The organism is Pseudolysobacter antarcticus, assembly GCF_004168365.1.
GTDB lineage: Bacteria > Pseudomonadota > Gammaproteobacteria > Xanthomonadales > Rhodanobacteraceae > Pseudolysobacter > Pseudolysobacter antarcticus.
In genome coordinates, this window is record NZ_CP035704.1 from 3,802,145 (window position 1) to 3,820,383 (window position 18,239).

Here is an 18,239-nt window from a genome sequence, read left to right on the forward strand (position 1 = left end):
CTTCAACTTACAACACGCTACTTGCTTACGAGCAAACACCATTGGTGTTGGTGCAAGTACGCGAGGTACGGTGACGGTACAGACCAGCATAGTTACCCAGGATACCCGGGGTCACGTTCTTGTTGGTGAAGTCCTTCGCGAGGAAGCCGGTTACCGGCAGACCCGAGAACACGTTGCCTTCGTTGGAAGCGGTCAACAAGTGACCGGCACCAGTCAAGGTGATGTTAACCCAGCCCGAGGTACCGCTGGCGCCGAGGTCATGCAGCGTATCGACGTTGGTGAACAGCGGCGAACCGAAGATCGGCGAAGCTGCACCGACAGACGCGGTCGGCTGGAAGGTAACAACCTGTGCTTCCCAGCAAAGAACCGGGCTGTTGGCACCCGGACGCGGCGGCGAGAAGCCCGTTACGCGCTGCGGGGTACGCTCTTCACGATCATACTCGTTCAGGCCAACCTTTTCGCAAGCCGTGCCTGGATTCGCACTATCGTCACCAAACAGCACGGTGAAGGGAGGAATTGCGGCCAGGAACAAGGTCGGATCAACGTAATAACGCTTGGTCGGGAAGGTAATTACCCATTCCGGGCAACCGAGCCGCTGGCCGGGTTCAGCTCATATTCGTTGTAGATATGGTCAGCGGTGAAGACCGAGCTTACTGCATCGATCGAGCCGCCGCTGGTCAGGGTCCACGACGAGGTAATCAGCTTGCCGTTGTTGAACACGTACGAGGTTTCAACACCACCGGTGTTGTCGCCGTTGGTCAGATCGGGTGCGATCGTACCTGCCTGGTTGAACAGATTACCGGTGCTGGTGTAGAAGCCGTCAACCGCATCGGCGTTGTAACCAAACAGGGTACCAGCCAGCGAGTTGACGATGCTGCCCGTACCGAACAGACCACCGGTCGGGGTGAGGTAATCCGCACCACCGGTAGCACCGATAACGGCTTTGCAGCCCGGCGGCACACCGTTGACATGCTTGATGTTGGCAAGCGTCGGACCGACAACCGTCGCCATTTCGATCAACTCGATATGGCCGGTGCGGGTACGGCTGAGAGCTTCCGGACCGCCGTCATCGTTGCCACCAGCATATGCACTGTTGACGAATGCAGCGAAGTTGCGGCCATCAGGCAGCTGTTCGATACCCGGGTTGCCAACTGCGCCATGCTTGATAGCAGGATCGGTGCAGCTTTCGTCCGGAGTAAGCACGGCGGCTTCTGCGCTGCCGTCAGTTGCGCGAAGATTGATACCGCCGGTATCAAACACGGTTGCGGTCCAGACGTCATACGGCGACAGGTACAAGTTGAAATCGAGTACTTCGCGGCTGTCATAACCTTCAAGGAAACGCACCTTGACAGCCTTACCAGCGTTCTGGGTGTTAACCACAGAGAGCAAGGTCTGGTTGTTGGCATTGACGGTGAAGTACGGGTAGATCAAGACCTGGCCCAGACCATCCGGGTTCAGGTTAACGGCACCCGCCATGTTCGCGATGCCAGCAACACCGGCGATTCCGGCGATCACGGCAGTAGTAAGATTATTTCGTTTCATCACAACACTCCTAATGTAACCACAGGGCTTTCTGGCTTTTGCTTTACACGCCTGCCTTCGACCGATTTAGCGGTTTTGGCCCGCCTTCTTACGGCTAGGGTAGGCAACAGCGGTTCTATGCTAAGACAAAGTTCAAGGCAACGCAATATCTGTTTACTTAGCGTTAGTTTGGCCGGCTTGTGGATTCAGGCTCGTGCCTCATGCATATCCGCAATCCCGGCCAAAACTACTTGGGGGTTGCTCCGCCCAATGCCGGTGGCAGGAAGTACCAATGCCCGTCGGTATTGAGCCAATCTTCCTTGACAACGTCTACCGAACTCGCTTCACGGCCCATGCCTATACTCATGTTGACGGTGAAATCAACAAGCAAACGCACGTGGCAAACGTCTTCGCTGCAATCCTTGTTGAGGAACGATACCTTTTTCCAGTGTACCGGACGATTGTTCATTTGTGCAGCGTAGTTTTCGCGAGATTGCGTTTTTTGATAGCCCGGCGAGAGATAGTCATAAGACTTCTCGGCTTTGCCAGCGATTAACAGGTTCCAGCGCTCTACCGCCCGCTTGTCGACAACCGATACATCTTCTTTTTTGGTCATGGTCGCGCAAGCACCAAGCACCAGCAACAGTCCCAACAGGGTTGTTGCGCGCAAGGCCGGGGAAAAAGTCCGAATATTCATAGGCAGTCTCAATGTTGTTTGTCAGGGTTAGGCATAGGTACGGTTTCGGCGGGAACGAAGCCTTTATCCGAACCGTTGGTATTTTTGATGGGAGCATCCGGTGAAGACGTAGGAACCGGCGGCGCCAGCACCGTACCTTTTGCGCGCAGGGGTGCAAGCGACTCAAACTTGTTTTGATATTCCTCGGTCATCGTGCGCGCTTCTTCCTGATTTCTGATGACTCGCGGCGTGATCAAAATAATGAGCTCGGTTCGATCACGATGATTAGTGGTATTGCCAAACAATTTACCGATGATCGGAATATTCACCAAGCCCGGTAAACCAGTCTCCACCGTACTATTGTTTTCCTGGATCAACCCGCCTAGCAAAACCGTCTCGCCGCTCTGAACCGCTACCTGCGTTTGTAGCTGACGCTGGTTGATCGCCGGATTGGCGCCCGGAGCAGCTTGGGCTGGCGAGCTCACTTCCTGCTGGATATCCATGTATACCAAGCCGCCCGGATTCACGCGCGGGGTGATCGTGAGCGTAGTCCCGGTCGAAATATAGTTGACGGAGTTATAGGAACTACTAGTCGTACTCGTTCCCGTGCCGGTGGTGCCGATCACGCCCGGTGCAAGCGAGACCGTAGTGATAGGAATCTGTGAGCCGGACATGATCGTTGCCGACTGATTATTCATCACTACCAGCGACGGCGTCGCCAACGCCTTGGTTAGTCCTTTAGTCTGCAGCGCGTTGATCGCGACTTCGAAATTCTTGTTGAGGAACGAATAGAACAGACCGCCGTTGGCAACTGGCCCAGGCCCTGCTGTGGTAGCGCCGAGGGACGTGCGATGGCGGTCGTGTGAATTGCCTGTGAAATCTCTGCCATTGTTGACCCCAGGCGGGTTGTAGTTGTAGTTACCGTTTGCCTCCGCCGAGCCCGCGCCAGTGCCGATGAGTCCGTTGAGATACCACTGCACGCCGTAGTTCAGATCGCCCGACAGAATTACTTCCAGCACTTTAGCTTCGATCTGCACTTGCAACGGCGGCACATCCAGACGACGAATCGCCGAGGTGATCGAATCCCACTCGAATGGCGTCGCCATGATCAACAACTGATTGTTTTCTTCCACGGCAGTGATGCGGATATCGCTGTCCTTGGCCGCAGCTCCACCCGATGCAGCAGGCGCTGAACCACCGTTGGCCCCTGCATTTGTTGGCAGATTATTGGTGCGTGCCTGGTTGAGTCCGGTGGTTGCCCCGCCGACACCGCCGCCCAAACTGCTACCTCCCAATGTGCTGCCACCGATACCACCACCCGCGCCGCCGATCGAACTCGATCGCAGCCCTGGCGCCACCGAGCCCGAAGTGCTCGTGCGACGCGCGCCAGAGGAGCTGGAGCCGCCGATGAAAATGCTGATCAGATGATCCGAAAGATCTACCGCCTTGACGTTTTTCACGTCGTAAACGTAGAGCTGCGTTGCGCTGTCACCCGCGCCCACATCGAGACGATGCAGCCACTTCTCGGCCTGCTCCAGATAAGTGACCTGCGGCGTGATCACCACCACCGAATTGGTGCTGTCGATCGGAATAAAACGAAACATGCCGGCCAGAGGCGATTCGCCGGTGGCGCCGAAGATCTTGTCCATCTCGGTCATGATTTTCGCCACTTCGGCGTGTTGCAGCGCGTACACACCGACCGACATGCCCTTGAGCCAGTCGACGTCGAAAATCTGGATAACGCGCGCGTAGTTTTCGAGCTCGCCCTGATTGCCCGCCAATACCATCATGCTGCGCGCAGCATCGGCAGATACCACGGCATCGGCGCGCGCGTAAGGCTTGAGAATCTTTGCCATCTCGGTCGGCGAGACGTATTTGAGCGGAAACACGCGCACTGAATAACCGTTGGGCAAAGTGGGCGCCGAAATCGTCGGCGCAAGATTGCCCGGAATCGCATCGGCCACAGCGGTAACGATATAACGGCCATCCTTGAATACCAGCGAGTTTTTGGTCCACGACAACAACATCTCCAGAATCGACATGGCCTGATCGAGATTGATCGGCTTGGCGGTGGAGAACGTCACATTACCCTGCACGCCCGGCGCGATGGTGTAGTTGCGCTTGAGCAGCTCGCCAAGAATATTCTGCACGACAGCCTGAATCGGCGTGTTATCGAAGTTGAAGGTAATCTGGCCATCGGCTGCGGCTTTCGGCGTGAGCGCCTTTGCCGCTTGTTCATTGATGAATTTGCCGGTGCCGAGCTCAACCTCGCCTTTCGCCGGTGGCTTGCTCGGATCCTTGCCTTTGCTGCCGATGGCAATGCCGGTGCTGGTTTCATCCAGCTCGCGCTGTTTGCGCTCAGCATCAGAACCGACCGGCGCCATCGTGCGAATGATCGAATCTTCGCCAGCAGGCGCCGAGTCCTTGTGTTGGCCCGGCGTGGCGCAACCGGCAGCCAAGGCCGTCAGCAACGCGATAATCGTTATTCTCAGACGTAATGACACAGCAACACTCCGTTTACGGGCTGGCAGCCGAGTAGTGGCAACCGCCGGATAAAACAAACCATGAATACATCGTACGGTGATCGCAACAGCATGCAGAATCTCTGTCGCGACGGCAAAACTCGCACTATCAGCCGTGCCTGCTGAATCGACCAGATAGTCTTTCCAGCGTCAAATTATTGCGATCCTTTCTGTTGCGCTTGCTTGGCCGCTTCGTCACGCATTTGCTTGCGGCGCTCCTCGATACGATGCTGCAAATCGTCAACCTTGGCCTCGCCGGTAGGCGTGCGGCCAGGGGGCGGTGTGCCGGGAGGTACGTACGCATTTGGTACGGTCGCAACCGCTGGCGCAGCAGCTTTTGGGTCAGTTCCCGGCGCCGCTTTTGCTGTTGGTGGCGTTTTCGATGGGGGCGGTGATGGCGCACTGCTGAGCTCGACTTCCACATCCGAGCTACCGTCATTGAAGATCGCGCTGCGCGGTTTGATCGTCATCAGCGTCCAGCCGCCCTGATCGCCCGGCAGCGGCATGCCTTCCTTGATCATTACCGGTGTGTTTTTGGCTTTGTCGGTCAGCATTACCAAATGGACGTCCGGGGTGAGAATGACGCCGTTGAGCGTGATATTCAGCGCTACCGGCGGCAAAGCAGGCTTGTCAGGCGTGGGATCCGCAAATTGGGTAGGCTTTCTATCCTCATTGAAAGGCGGCCTTTTCTGCACATCTGAAAACGTGTTTTCGTTGGGCAACTTGAACGGCTCACGGTCGATCGCGGCGGTAGCATTGGCGGCAGCGCCCGCATCCGAGGAATCGCCCGCCCATCCATATCCCGTGCCCAATCCGAACAATTGCAGCACGGCCAGCAATGCGAAGAAACCGCATATGCAGGTTAGGACCAAGGTGGCCAAGCTAGCTACACGCGTATTCATTCCGAACGTTTCCCGCCAGTTTGCGGCTTTACCTCGGGCTTCTTGCCAGGCTGGCGCAGATAACCGGAAAGATTAAAACGAATATCGAGCGATGCCCCTGCCGTAGGTTGCTTGCCCCCCGGAACGGCGACAAATCCGCCACCGCCGGCTTGTTTGAAAATCGCCAACTGATCCACGAACAGATACGGGTTACTGTTTTCCAGGTCGTACACAATATGCGCAAAGGTCTCCATATCGCAGCGCATGCGCACTTGGGCAATCACGCGCAGATAAAGTTCCTCTTGCGCCAGATTGATCGGCTGCTTGCTGCTGATGCTGCAGCGGGTGGCATCGGCGGCGCGCATCGTGACTACCTGCGTGAGTTTCTGCGTCAGGCTGGAGAACGCGCTATTCGCATCCGCGTCGGTTAGAAACGCCTGATTGTTTTTTTCGAAACTCAATACCTCGGCGAGCTGCGTCTCGATCTGCGGACGCTGCGCCGTGGTCTCGCGGAACTTGAGCTGCTGCTCGCGCAGATCACTCATTTGGCTGGCATAGTCCAGATGCGGCGCGACAAACCACCAATGCACTCCCAGCAGGTAGCCGATCAACACTACCATCAGCAATAACGCCAGTGCGAAATATCGCCCCTTACTTGCTTCCGGCGTCAGGCGCATTAGCCTCTCCTTTGGCGGCAGCATCAGGTTTCGATTTCGACTTGGCGGCATCGATCGCCGGCTTGTCGGATTTGAAATCACGCGGACGCAGTTGCGCGATAAGATCGAAACGCTCTTTCTTGGTACGTGGATCGGGCTGGATCTGGCCCTGAAACGACGGATCGGCAATCACATCGGACTGTTTCAGAGTATCAATCAGTTTCGCCGCGATCGCACTTTGCCCCTGGATTTCGAGCTTGCCCTTTTCGTCCACATTCAAACGCTCAAGAAATGTGTCGTCGGGCAGGCGCCGTGACAGATCATCCAGCAGCGCAACCATGTTCGGCGTTTCGGCTTTCTTGCGGCTCAGGAAGTTGGCCGAAGTAATCGTGTCCTGCAAGGTCCGGCGCAGATCGGAAACCTGCTTGGCGTCCTTGTTGGCCTTGTCTACTTCCTCGGTCATCGCGGCCACAGCTTGGGCGCGATTCGACAACGATTGCACCATCACCACCAGCAGCAGCAATATCGCCGCCGCCGCCAAGGCGAGATTCAGGCGCAAACGCATGTCGCGGCGCTTGGCCCGACGATCCTGTGGTAGCAGATTTAATCCGGCACGACCGCTACCCGGCTGATCGCGCCAGCAGTCGACGCCGTCCAGCACCGCACCGGTGGTGGCGAGCGCGGCAAGTTCGTTATCGAGGACTCCGCGCGGCACCACGGTCAGATCCACACTCAGATTACGCCCGGCAGCATCACGCGCACCGGCCTGATAATCGAAATACACCTGGTCGGCCTTGAACGGCGTCTGCCGGTCCATTTCAAATGCTAGCACCTGGCGCAAATTGTCTTCCGCCGCCGTGGGCAGCCACAAATTGCGATGCAAGGTGCGGGCGCGACTGATGCAGAAATACACACGCAGATTCGGATCGGCGACCGCATTACGCAAGCGCGCAAAATTATCCTGCTGCTGCTCGGGCGTCAGCTCCAGCGCGATGCGGCCATGCTCGCTGATCCGGTTCCCGGACTGACGCCACAGCACCAGTTCGCCCGGGTTGCGTTCGAGCAGCAAGGCTTCGCCGCGTTCGCCCAACGCGGCACGCCAGCGTTCGGGCAAAAAGGCAAAAAGCTCTCCGCCCCACCACGAAAAGAATCCGGGCAGTGGAGTTTTGGCATAGCGCGTCCGCAGTTGGACGAGCCCTTTTTTGAGCTGATCAGTAGGTGTCATCAAGAGGCTTCGCCATCACGCCAGCGCAACACGACATACGGCCGACCCTCGTTACCGACACCGCCCATGCGAATGGTAGCGTCGAGCAGGGTACTGGCACCATTCGGGAGCGTGGCACGGGATTTAATACTATACGTGAGCCCGCCGCCATCTGCCACGATTGGCGTGCCGTCAGGGCCGGTAAGACCGGTTTGCGGGGTGCCGGCGGGTATCAGCTGGCGTTGCTGAATGATCTGGTTGGCCATGTCTGCCGTCATTCCGGGAGTAGACATCAACGCCTCGAACGTCCCATACGCCAGACTAGCGTTGCCGCGGCCGGTATACAGCGTGATCGCGGGTTCAATGCGGCGATAGATTTCGTAGTTCATGCCGATCACCTGCTGCATTTCAGACACCGTAGTGAACGGTTTGTTCGCGGGTCCATAGGCATAACCGGCGGATTTGTATTCGTTCAATTCGGCACCGTTTGGGGACACCAGATCATCGGGATCGCGCCAGTCGATAATCGCCGCCGCGAGCTGGTCGGCCTTGGCCGGATCGATGCCGTTACCGACGAACATCTGCGTAAGAATGTTCACATCAGCGGTATTCAAATCGATCTTGCCGGAGTCGTCAGTGATCGCAACACTGACCTTGAAACCCTCGTATTCGAAATCATTCGGACGGCCATCCGCCACCCAGCGCGTGGTTGGATCGGGCAGGCGCAACTGGAACACCGCGAGATTCAAACCCGCTTCAGCCGCATAACGCGCTCGCGTGGTATCAAACAAATGCCGTGCTTCGAGATTTTCGGTGCGTGCGATCAAGGCAAAACTGCCGAGCAGAATCGCGAGCAACGTGGTGATCCACATCACCAGGATCAGCGCCACGCCATGCTGCCGCGAAACGGCGATCAAATTTTTATCGCGACTAGACATTAACGCGCCGCTCCGTTGTTCAGCGGGTTGCCACGCGGTGTCGCGATAAAGCCATTGCGCTGTTGTGTGCTCGCGCCATCCATGACCAGCGCAATCTGCATGTCCGGCCATGCCACCAGCGCTTCGCGCGCCATTTCCAGATGGATGCGCACCATCACCGGCGTCTTGCCCGGATCTTCCCAGCGATCGGTCCAGTCACCGAGTTCGCCTTGATCATTGTAGGTGCGGTATTCGAAACGGCCGGACTTGACCTGATCGATCAGCACCTGCGGATCGAGATCGCTCAGCGTGAGTTTTTTTGCGTCGTAACCGGTCAGGATCACATTGCTGAAATACAGCTGCAAAGTGTTTCCCGCGGCGCGCTTGAGCTCGATTGTTTGCACGTACGCACCACCGTGCGATAGATAACCCGGCATCGGCGCAACAAAACGCATCATGTCGCGCGTGCCCTCGAAAATTTTGTTCTCGCCGGTACTGTCGTCGTGATCGTAGGGCAACGGCAGAATGCGGCTGATCTGATGCCGCATGAACTCCTGCGACACACGCAGGCGATTGGTGCGCTCGACCGAAACCTCACCGGAAGCCATCGCTTTTGCCGCAGCACGCAGGCCGCTGTAACCCGCGCCGATCAATACCGCCAGCAAGACGATGGCAAGCACCGTCTCCAGCAAGGTGAAGCCGCTGTTTGCACGCGGATGGATATGCAGATTCTTCATCCGCCGGGTTGTCCGGCAGGTTGAGGCGTATTCGCGCGCAAGGTCACGAAACGCGCCTGACGTTGCTGCGAGGTACCGTTCCAGCTGACGTTGAGATCGAGCTGATACAAATCGACGGGCGCGATTTGCTCGGCGGTAAATTGCGCTGCGGCCGGCGGCTGGAATTTGCTGATGCGCAGATCCCAGCGATAATTATTGTCGAAGCGACCGTTCGATCCGCCTTCCTTGAGGCGCTCGCCGACGCCGACAACATCCAGCAATGACTGCGCCCACAACGCCGCCTGCGTATATTCGGCGGAGCGTCGCACGTTCTGGATCGAAGACGTCAACACGCCCATCAGCACACTGAAACTGATCGCGAAAATCACGAACGCCGCGACCAGCTCGAGCAACGTGAATCCGCGCTGCTGCGGCAATCGGTTGTAGCGAAATGATCGGCGTTGAAGTGTCTGCATGGCGGGCGTTGTTGACCGGCATGGCGCGTACAAGTTCGCGTTCAATGCTGAATCTCCTCGCGCCCGACTTCACCCGTGAGCCAGCTCACGTTGATATGCCATTCACGCTTGCCGAGATACACCGTGACGTGGCCACCGGTGGAACTGCCATCGGGATAAAAGCGGATCGAACCGGATTGCGCGCTGGTCAGCTCGTTGGTTGCCGTGAGCAAACCGAGGTGCATGCTTGGCGGCAGGCGCACGATCGCGCGACCCGGCGCCTTGTAGCTGTTGGTCTCGATATTCAGCTCGAAAATCTGCTGCTGGCCTTTGACGATCGCCTGACCACGCGTGTATTTGAGCATCGCCGCGAGATCGCGACTGGCCGCTTCGATCTTGGCGCTGGTCAGGCTTTTGCTGAAGCCGAATGACACCACGGCAATCGCGATGGCCAGCAACGCCATCACAGCGACCAGCTCCATCAGGCTGAAGCCGTGCTGGCGCGATGAGTTCATGGCGTACTGTGCCGAACGTTTGCTAGCAGCGCGGGATTATTCCCAGCTGCCGACATCCTTGTTCAAGCTGTCGCCACCTGGGGCGCCATCCTTGCCGAGAAAAACGATGTCGAAATCGCCATGCTCGCCCGGCGCCTTGTACTGGTATGGATGGCCGAATGGATCTTTCAAATCCGAATCCTTGGCATACGGCCCGTTCCAGTTGCCGGCACTGCCCGGTCGCGTCAGCAGGTCGCCGAGCTGCGCAGGCGGGTTGCCATTGTCGAGAATATAGGCATTGATTTTCATTTCCAACGCATGCAGCTGCGCCTTGCCCGCTCCGTATTTGCCCTTGTTGAAATTGTCCATGATTTTGCCGCCGACAATTCCCATAACCAAGCCGATCAAGACCAGCACAGCGATCATTTCGATCAAGGTAAAACCTTTCGTCCGCGACAGATTCGCGCGCGAGCCGAAACGCGCTATGCGTAACGCGCCATTCGATTGCATGTTCATGTTTGTCATCCTACGGATCCAGTCAGATCAAGAATCGGCAGCAGGATCGCCATCATCACAAAGGCGACTACCACCGTCATTATCACGGTTATCACCGGCACCAGCAGTGCCAGCAAACGATCAATGGTATTTTTGGTATCGTTATCGAAAGTATCGGCGACCTTGAGCAGCATGCCGTCGAGCGCGCCGGACTCTTCACCGACACTGATCATCTGCAATGCGAGTTTCGGAAAGCGCTTGCTTTGTCCCAGCGAAAACCCGAGGCCCGAACCAGTTTTTACTTCTTCGGTCGCATTGGCGACCGCTTCAGCCATCGCGCTATTGCCGATTACATTGCGCACGATCGAAAGCGCGCTCAATAACGGAACACCATTCTTCAACAGAGTTCCCAACGTACGTGCAAAACGCGCAGTTTCGAGCTTGGTAAACAGCGGTCCGAGCAAACGCATGCTGAGCAAACGCTCATCGAATTTCAATCGCGATTCCGGCTGCGACAACTGGCGCCGCACATAAGTCACTGCAAAAAACACCAGGGCAATCAATATCCACCAATAACTCGCCAGCACATTACTCACTGCTAGCACCATCTTGGTGATAAATGGCAACTCGATATTCATGTCCTTGAACATCGGCATGAATTGCGGCACGACAAAAACTAGCAAGACGAACAACGCAAGAAATACCATCGCCACGAGGATAGCCGGATAGATCAGCGCGTTGACGACGCTTTCCTTGAGCGCTTTCGCGCGCTCCAGATAATTCGCCAAACGCTCCAGCGTAGTATCGAGCGAACCACCGATTTCACCTGCGCGCACCATGTTCACGTAGAGCCGCGAGAAAATGCCGTGTTCGACTTCGAGCGCGTCCGACAACGCCCCACCGCCACGCACTTGATCGCGTACACGCTCGATCACGCGACGCGCCTTTTCGTTCTCGGGCATGTCGAGCAAAATCTGCAGACCGCGATCCAGCGGCTGGCCCGCGCCCATCAACGTCGCGAGCTGCTGGGTGAACTGCAGCACTTCGGTCGGCCCCATCGCCGCACGCTTGAACATGCCACCGAGACCACTACCGTCGGCGCTGTCGGCCATGCGCACATCCAGCGCAATGCTGCCGGCGTCCTGCAATTTTGAGACGACATCGTCGTTTGACGCGACTTCCATCTGGCCTTCGATGGTATCGCCGGCGGACGTGATCGCCTTGTAATAATACATAGCCATCAGTGGCTCACGATTCCGAGGTCACGCGCAGCACTTCTTCGATCGTGGTCACGCCTTCGATGGCCTTGACCAGTCCATCTTCGTACATCGTGCGCATGCCTTCTTCGCGAGCCTGAGTTTCGATCTTGCCCATGTCGCCGTGCTGCATCACGAGGCGCCGAATCGGATCGCTCATGACGAGGAATTCCATGATCGTGGTACGACCGTGATAGCCGGTCGGCATCTGCGGTGTCGGCACCGGTTTGTACAGGTTCACCGGGCCTTCGGGCGCGAAACGGCGCAATCCGAATTCTTCGACGACCTCAGGCAAGGCTGGATACGCTTCGCGATGCGCAGGGTCGAGGCGGCGTACCAGACGCTGCGCCAGAATGCCGTTCACGGTCGAGGTAAGCAGGTAATCTTCCACGCCCATATCGAGCAGACGCGTGATGCCACCCGCCGCGTTGTTGGTATGCAAGGTCGACAATACCAAGTGGCCGGTGAGCGCGGACTGGATCGCGATCTTCGCGGTTTCCAGATCACGCATTTCGCCGATCATGATGATGTCCGGATCCTGTCGCACGATCGAGCGCAACGCGTGCGAAAAGTCCAGCCCGATTTGCGGCTTGGCCTGGATCTGGTTGACGCCTTCGATCTGGTACTCGACCGGATCTTCAACCGTGATGATCTTGACATCAGCAGTGTTGAGTTTCGACAACGCCGTATACAGCGTTGTGGTTTTACCCGAACCGGTCGGACCGGTCACGAGCAAAATACCGTGCGGCATTTCCAGCACGCGCATGAAGCCGGCGAGAAACTGATCGGTGAAACCAAGCTTGTGGAAATCCAGCACGATCGATTCGCGATCAAGAATACGCATCACCACCGATTCGCCCCACGACGTGGGCACGGTGGACACGCGCAGATCGAGCTCTTTGCCCTGCACGCGCAACATGATGCGGCCGTCCTGCGGCAGGCGGCGCTCGGCGATGTTGAGTTTGGCCATGATCTTGAGGCGTGAGATCACCGCGGCAGTCGATGCGGCCGGCGGTGACTCGACTTCGTGCAATACACCATCGACGCGATAGCGAACTTTCAGACGATTTTCAAACGGTTCGATATGAATATCCGAGGCGCGACCTTCAACGGCGCGTTGAATAATCAGGTTGACCAGGCGGATCACCGGCGCTTCGGAAGCGAGATCGCGCAGGTGCTCGATATCGTCTTCGCTGCGATTGTTTTCGTCGGTCAGATTCTCGACGATCGTGCCCATCGCCGAGCGACCGGAGCCGTAATAACGCTCGATCAGATCGTCGATCTCGGAGCGAAAACCAACCTTGACCTCGGCGGTTTTTCCGGTCGCGAGTTCGATCGCTTCGATCGGATAACGCTCGGCTGGATCGGCCACGAGCAAGACGATGCCGTCGTCGCTCTCGCCGATTGGCACCATGTGATTCTGTTTCAAAAAGCGAATCGACACCTGCACGTTCGGCGGGGGCGATTCGGGAAATTCCTTCGCTGTGAGCAGCGGCAAGCTCAATACTTCGGCCAGCGCATCGCCCATGTCGCGCTCGGAAACCAGTCCGAGTCGGGTCAGCAGCGGAACCAGATTGCCTTCACCGCCCTCCTCGTGCAGGCGCCGCGCGCGCACGAGATCGGTTTCTTTCAGACGGCCGCGCGACACCAGAAACTGGCAGATGCGTTCATCCAGCGCATCGGCTGCCAGAATGGTCTGGGCCGAAGGCGATGGCAGGTGGGCTGGTACTGCTGACATGGGTTATCGTCTGACCTTGGATGACTTTCGACCTATTCGCTACGAATAGGTTCCTGAGGTGGTTCCTGAGGTGGTCGCGTAAGTTCTTCGACCAAGCCGCGATTAAACACGATCCACATTGCCGCAGGCACAATCGCCGGCAGCATGAGATAGCCCAACTGGTAACAAAGGGCAATCACTTCCGCGGAAATACCATGTCGCGCAACGATGGCGGCGCCGGACGGCCCGGCCTCCATGCCGAGATATTTCAGCAGCTCCCAATACACACCCCAAGCCTGACTGACACTGATCACGCACAATCCGGCGACAAGCTGCCAGGTGCGTTGGCGACCGCTCAACGGCGCGGCCAACACCAGCCCGGCGAACAGCGGCAGCGCATAACCGTACACCATCGGATTGATCGGAATTGCATCGATCACGAATGTGCGTCCGCTGGCCGGATCGATCTGCGGCCCGAGCAATGGCACGAAGTTGATCACCACGGTGTGCAGCTTGCTGTCGAACACGAGGCTCGCGGCACTGATCGCATCCGCCAGAAAATGCGCAACGGCCCAACGCACGATGCAGAACGCCGGAAACACCAGCGGCCCGGCAAAATAAAACCACGCAAAAAAGCACAGCGGCAGCCACAGGAAACCCGATAGCACAAAGCGGCGCAGCGGGCTCATCTCAACCTACCCAGACACGCGCGTTCTGGAACATGCGCAGCCACGGCGAATCCTCGCCCCACTCTTGCGGGTGCCACGACATCTGCACGCTGCGGAATACGCGTTCGGGATGCGGCATCAGGATCGTCACGCGCCCGTCGGCCGCGGTCAGGCCGGTAATACCGCCGCTCGAGCCATTGATGTTGAGCGGATAATTCTCAGTCGCGCGACCGCGGTTGTCGACAAAGCGCAAGCATGGCGAGACTTTTTTCGTGTCACTACTTTCAGCGTATTCGATGCGGCCTTCGCCATGAGCGACCACGACTGGAATGCGCGAGCCTTGCATGTCGGTGAAGAAAATCGACGGCGACTCCAGCACCTCGACAGTGACCAGCCGTGCTTCATATTGCTCCGACGTATTGCGCTCGAAACTCGGCCAGTTCTGCGCGCCAGGAATAATTTCCTTGAGCGCCGCCAACATCTGGCAACCGTTGCATACCCCGAGCGCGAATTTTTTCGGATCGGCAAAAAACCGCGTGAATTGTTCGCGCAACATTGGATTGAACAGGATCGATGTCGCCCAGCCGCGACCGGCGCCGAGTACGTCGCCGTAGGAAAATCCGCCGCACGCAGCAAGGCCGACAAATTCATCCAGCGTGTAGCGGCCCGATTGCAGATCGGTCATATGCACATCGAACGTATCGAAGCCGGCGCGATTGAACGCCGCCGCCATTTCGATTTGTCCGTTCACGCCCTGATCGCGCAGGATCGCGATACGTGGCCGCGTGCCTGCACCGATGAATTTCGCGGCGATATTCTGCGCCGGCTCGAAGCTCAGCTTCGGACTGATGCCGAGATCTTCCTCGCTGCAGCGCCAGATGTTTTCTGCATCCGCGCAGACCGGATTGTCGCGCCGCTGTTGCATCGCGTGACTGGTTTCCGACCACATCGTGATCAGATCCTGCCACATCCAACGCGCGACGATTTCCGTGCCGGAACGCAGCACGATGCTGAGTTTCGGTTTCGGTCGGCCGATCAGATGCGCCAGTTTTTCCAGCGCATGATGTTGCAGCAGCGCGATGAACTTTTCGCGATCGCCGGCGCGAATCTGCACCACCGCGCCGAGCTCTTCGGTGAATAGTGCACGTAACGCGTTATCGGCCCAGCCGGACAGATCGATGCCGAGTCCGCAATGTCCGGCGAACGCCATTTCGAACGCGGTGATCAGTGCGCCGCCGTCGGAGCGATCGTGATACGCGAGCAGCAAACCGAGCTGATTCGCTTCCTGGATCGCGGCGAAAAAATTCTTCAGCAACACGGGATCATCAAGATCGGCCGGCGCGCCACCGCTGCGATTGAATACCTGCGTGAGTGCCGAACCGCCGAGGCGATTCTGCCCGGCGCCGAGATCGATCAGCCACAGTTCGCTCTCACCCTGATCGAGTCGCAATTGCGGCGTCAGCGATGAGCGAACATCGCCGACACGCGCAAACGCAGTGACGATCAGCGATACCGGCGCGACCGTCTTGCGCTGGCGCTCGCCGTCGTTCCACACGGTGTGCAGCGAGAGCGAATCCTTGCCGACCGGAATCGAAATGCCGAGCGCGGGACACAACTCCATACCGACCGCTTTCACCGCATCAAACAAAGCCGCGTCTTCGGTCGCATACGAGACCGCCGCCATCCAGTTGGCCGAGAGTTTGATTTCCTGCAACGCCGCGATCGGCGCCGCCGCCATGTTGGTTATCGCCTCGCCTACCGCGAGGCGCGCCGATGCGGCGGCGGAAATGAGCGCGACCGGACTACGCTCGCCCATCGCCATTGCTTCGCCAGCGTAGCCATCGAAATCATTCAAGGTGACGGCGCAATCGGCGACTGGCACTTGCCACGGCCCGACCATCGGATCGCGCGAACACAAACCGCCGACGCTGCGATCGCCGATCGTGATCAGGAACGATTTGCTGCCCACCGCCGGCAGGCGCAACACGCGTTTCACCGCTTCATCGATCGTGATGCCATCGAGATCGGCGACCAGATCGACGCGAGGCGTGGGGCGTTTGGTATTGCGCTGCATCTTCGGCGCCTTGCCGAACAAAACATCCATCGGCAGGTCGATTACGGTCTCGCCGAGCAGTGAATCGGTGAGCAATAATTTTTCTTCGGTACCGACTTCGCCGACGATCGCATACGGGCAACGCTCGCGTGCACACAGCGCTTCGAACGCGGCCAGACTTTCTGGCGCGATGCCGAGCACGTAGCGTTCCTGCGACTCGTTACACCATATCTGCATCGGCGTTAGCTGCGGATCGGCGCACGGAATCTTGCGCAATTCGATACGCCCGCCGACGTCACTGTCGTGCAGGATTTCCGGGATCGCATTCGACAATCCGCCAGCGCCGACATCGTGAATCGTGATGATCGGATTGTGCGCTCCGAGCGCCCAGCAACGATCGATCACTTCCTGACAACGACGTTCCATTTCCGGGTTGTCGCGTTGCACTGAGGCGAAATCCAGCGCTTCGGAACTCGCGCCACCGGCAACGGATGATGCCGCGCTGCCGCCGAGCCCGATCAGCATGGCCGGACCGCCGAGCACGACTACCGCAGCACCTTGCGTGAGACGACGTTTTTCGACGTGTTCGTGTTTCAGATTGGCGATGCCGCCGGCGATCATGATCGGTTTGTCGTACCCGCGGCGCAGCCCGACTTCGGCGGTTTCCTGCTCGAACGTGCGGAAATATCCGCCGAGTGCGGGCCGACCGAATTCGTTGTTGAATGCCGCGGCGCCGAGCGGGCCGTCGCGCATGATCTCGAATGCGGTGGCCATGCGCGGCGGCAACGGACGATCCTGTTCCCACACGCGCGGCAGGCCAGGAATGCGTAGATGCGATACGGTGAATCCGGTCAGACCGGCTTTTGGTTTGCCGCCGCGGCCGGTCGCGCCTTCGTCGCGAATCTCGCCGCCCGCGCCGGTCGATGCGCCGGGAAACGGCGAAATCGCGGTTGGGTGATTATGCGTCTCGACCTTGATCGCGTAATCGATTTGTTCCGCATGCGCGGTGTATTTGCCACTCGCTGGATCGGCGTACCAGCGCTGTCCGTGACTGCCTTCGATCACCGCGGCGTTGTCGGAATATGCCGACAAGGTGAACTGCGGTGCGAGCGCATGGGTGTTCTTGATCATCGCAAACAACGAATCGGTTTGTGCCTCGCCGTCGATCTTCCAACTCGCGTTAAAAACCTTGTGCCTGCAATGTTCGGAATTGGCCTGCGCGAACATCATGAGTTCGGCATCGCTCGGATCGCGGCCTAGCTCCTGATAACGATCCGCAAGATAGCCAATTTCATCCGCCGACAAGGCCAGACCGAGATTCTGATTAGCATGTTTCAGCGCATTCAGCGGCGAACTGCCGAGCGCGACATGTTCGAGCGCACCGGGTTTTCCGGCCAGAAAAAGATTCTGCGCCGCAGCCAGATCGGTGATCACCGATTGCGTCATCGGATCGTGCACAGCGCGCAGCAAAATATCCCAGGCGGCGCTATTCGGCGCGATCACGGCGCTTAGTTCACACGCCATGCCGCGCTCGACGCGCTGCACTGGAAAACCGCAACCTTGCAGGATATCGGTCGCCTTGCTCGACCACGGCGACAGCGTACCGAGCCGCGGCACGACCCACAGACTCGCCGTTTGCGGTGCGCCCGGCGTCGCCTTCAGCACGCGGCAAAGTTGCGCAGGATCGGGTTGTGCGTCGTCGCTGACGGCGATGAAATAAATCCAGCGCGCGGACTTCAGCATGCAGCCGACTTCGGCGGCGGCGAGTTCACGGTTGATGCGTTCCAGACGGAACGGCGAGAGGGCGGCACTGCCGTCAAAAACAATCATGAGGCACTCTGAAGCAACCGCCAGAATCAATCGGCGCCCAAGCACTTGCAGCGCAAGAACTTGAGAAGTGTGGAGGTATTGTTGGCAAGGACGACATCCAACGACCGAACTCGCGCAGACTCCCCATGGAGTCGTCAATCAAGGCGCGAGGCGCGCAATGATAACGAAAACGGCAGGT

At 58.2% G+C, this 18,239-nt stretch carries 16 protein-coding genes; all 16 read right to left on the minus strand.

Features of this window, described 5'->3' with window-relative positions; genetic code table 11:
• Positions 1-25: 25 nt before the first annotated feature.
• The 16 genes from ELE36_RS16320 to purL all read right to left on the minus strand — a co-directional run bounded on the left by ELE36_RS16320 (position 26) and on the right by purL (position 18,061).
• Positions 26-532: a hypothetical protein gene (locus ELE36_RS16320; RefSeq protein WP_129835146.1), complete on the minus strand. Its 507-nt coding sequence runs from the start codon at positions 530-532 to the stop codon at positions 26-28.
• Between the two features lie 38 nt (positions 533-570).
• Positions 571-1,542 carry a hypothetical protein gene (locus tag ELE36_RS16325; protein ID WP_129835148.1) on the minus strand — a complete coding sequence of 324 codons (972 nt, stop codon included), beginning with the start codon at positions 1,540-1,542 and terminating at the stop codon, positions 571-573.
• Positions 1,543-1,768: 226 nt separating this feature from the next.
• On the minus strand, positions 1,769-2,218 hold the full coding sequence (locus ELE36_RS16330; protein WP_129835150.1) for a hypothetical protein: 450 nt from the start codon (positions 2,216-2,218) through the stop codon (positions 1,769-1,771).
• Between the two features lie 8 nt (positions 2,219-2,226).
• Positions 2,227-4,701 (minus strand): type II secretion system secretin GspD, encoded by a 2,475-nt coding sequence (gene gspD, locus ELE36_RS16335; RefSeq protein WP_129835152.1) that lies wholly within the window; start codon positions 4,699-4,701, stop codon positions 2,227-2,229.
• A 173-nt stretch (positions 4,702-4,874) separates the two neighbouring features.
• Complete coding sequence (locus ELE36_RS16340; RefSeq protein WP_129835154.1) at positions 4,875-5,621, minus strand: hypothetical protein; 747 nt, start codon at positions 5,619-5,621, stop codon at positions 4,875-4,877.
• Positions 5,618-6,277, minus strand: a complete 660-nt coding sequence (gene gspM / locus ELE36_RS16345; RefSeq protein ID WP_165371658.1) for a type II secretion system protein GspM — start codon at positions 6,275-6,277, stop codon at positions 5,618-5,620. The genes ELE36_RS16340 and gspM overlap by 4 nt, the downstream gene beginning before the upstream one ends.
• On the minus strand, positions 6,252-7,481 hold the full coding sequence (locus ELE36_RS16350; RefSeq protein ID WP_129835158.1) for a PilN domain-containing protein: 1,230 nt from the start codon (positions 7,479-7,481) through the stop codon (positions 6,252-6,254). Before ELE36_RS16350 ends, gspM begins: the two co-directional genes overlap by 26 nt.
• Positions 7,481-8,398, minus strand: coding sequence for a type II secretion system minor pseudopilin (locus ELE36_RS16355; RefSeq protein WP_165371660.1), 918 nt, complete (start codon positions 8,396-8,398; stop codon positions 7,481-7,483). The genes ELE36_RS16350 and ELE36_RS16355 overlap by 1 nt, the downstream gene beginning before the upstream one ends.
• Positions 8,398-9,114 carry a prepilin-type N-terminal cleavage/methylation domain-containing protein gene (locus ELE36_RS16360; RefSeq protein ID WP_129835162.1) on the minus strand — a complete coding sequence of 239 codons (717 nt, stop codon included), beginning with the start codon at positions 9,112-9,114 and terminating at the stop codon, positions 8,398-8,400. Before ELE36_RS16360 ends, ELE36_RS16355 begins: the two co-directional genes overlap by 1 nt.
• Entirely contained in the window at positions 9,111-9,569 is a 459-nt protein-coding gene (locus ELE36_RS16365) for a type IV pilus modification PilV family protein (RefSeq protein ID WP_129835164.1), read from the minus strand. The genes ELE36_RS16360 and ELE36_RS16365 overlap by 4 nt, the downstream gene beginning before the upstream one ends.
• 41 nt (positions 9,570-9,610) lie before the next feature.
• Entirely contained in the window at positions 9,611-10,063 is a 453-nt protein-coding gene (locus ELE36_RS16370) for a GspH/FimT family pseudopilin (protein WP_129835166.1), read from the minus strand.
• Between the two features lie 36 nt (positions 10,064-10,099).
• On the minus strand, positions 10,100-10,552 hold the full coding sequence (gene gspG, locus ELE36_RS16375; protein WP_129836958.1) for a type II secretion system major pseudopilin GspG: 453 nt from the start codon (positions 10,550-10,552) through the stop codon (positions 10,100-10,102).
• 11 nt (positions 10,553-10,563) lie between these two features.
• Positions 10,564-11,778 carry a type II secretion system inner membrane protein GspF gene (gene gspF, locus ELE36_RS16380; RefSeq protein ID WP_129835168.1) on the minus strand — a complete coding sequence of 405 codons (1,215 nt, stop codon included), beginning with the start codon at positions 11,776-11,778 and terminating at the stop codon, positions 10,564-10,566.
• A 7-nt stretch (positions 11,779-11,785) separates the two neighbouring features.
• The gene (gene gspE / locus ELE36_RS16385) at positions 11,786-13,531 is read right to left on the minus strand and encodes a type II secretion system ATPase GspE (RefSeq protein ID WP_129835170.1); all 1,746 of its coding nucleotides are present in this window, start codon (positions 13,529-13,531) and stop codon (positions 11,786-11,788) included.
• Positions 13,532-13,563: 32 nt separating this feature from the next.
• Positions 13,564-14,199, minus strand: a complete 636-nt coding sequence (locus ELE36_RS16390) for an exosortase H-associated membrane protein (RefSeq protein ID WP_129835172.1) — start codon at positions 14,197-14,199, stop codon at positions 13,564-13,566.
• Between the two features lies 1 nt (position 14,200).
• Positions 14,201-18,061 carry a phosphoribosylformylglycinamidine synthase gene (gene purL, locus ELE36_RS16395; protein WP_129835174.1) on the minus strand — a complete coding sequence of 1,287 codons (3,861 nt, stop codon included), beginning with the start codon at positions 18,059-18,061 and terminating at the stop codon, positions 14,201-14,203.
• Positions 18,062-18,239: the final 178 nt, after the last annotated feature.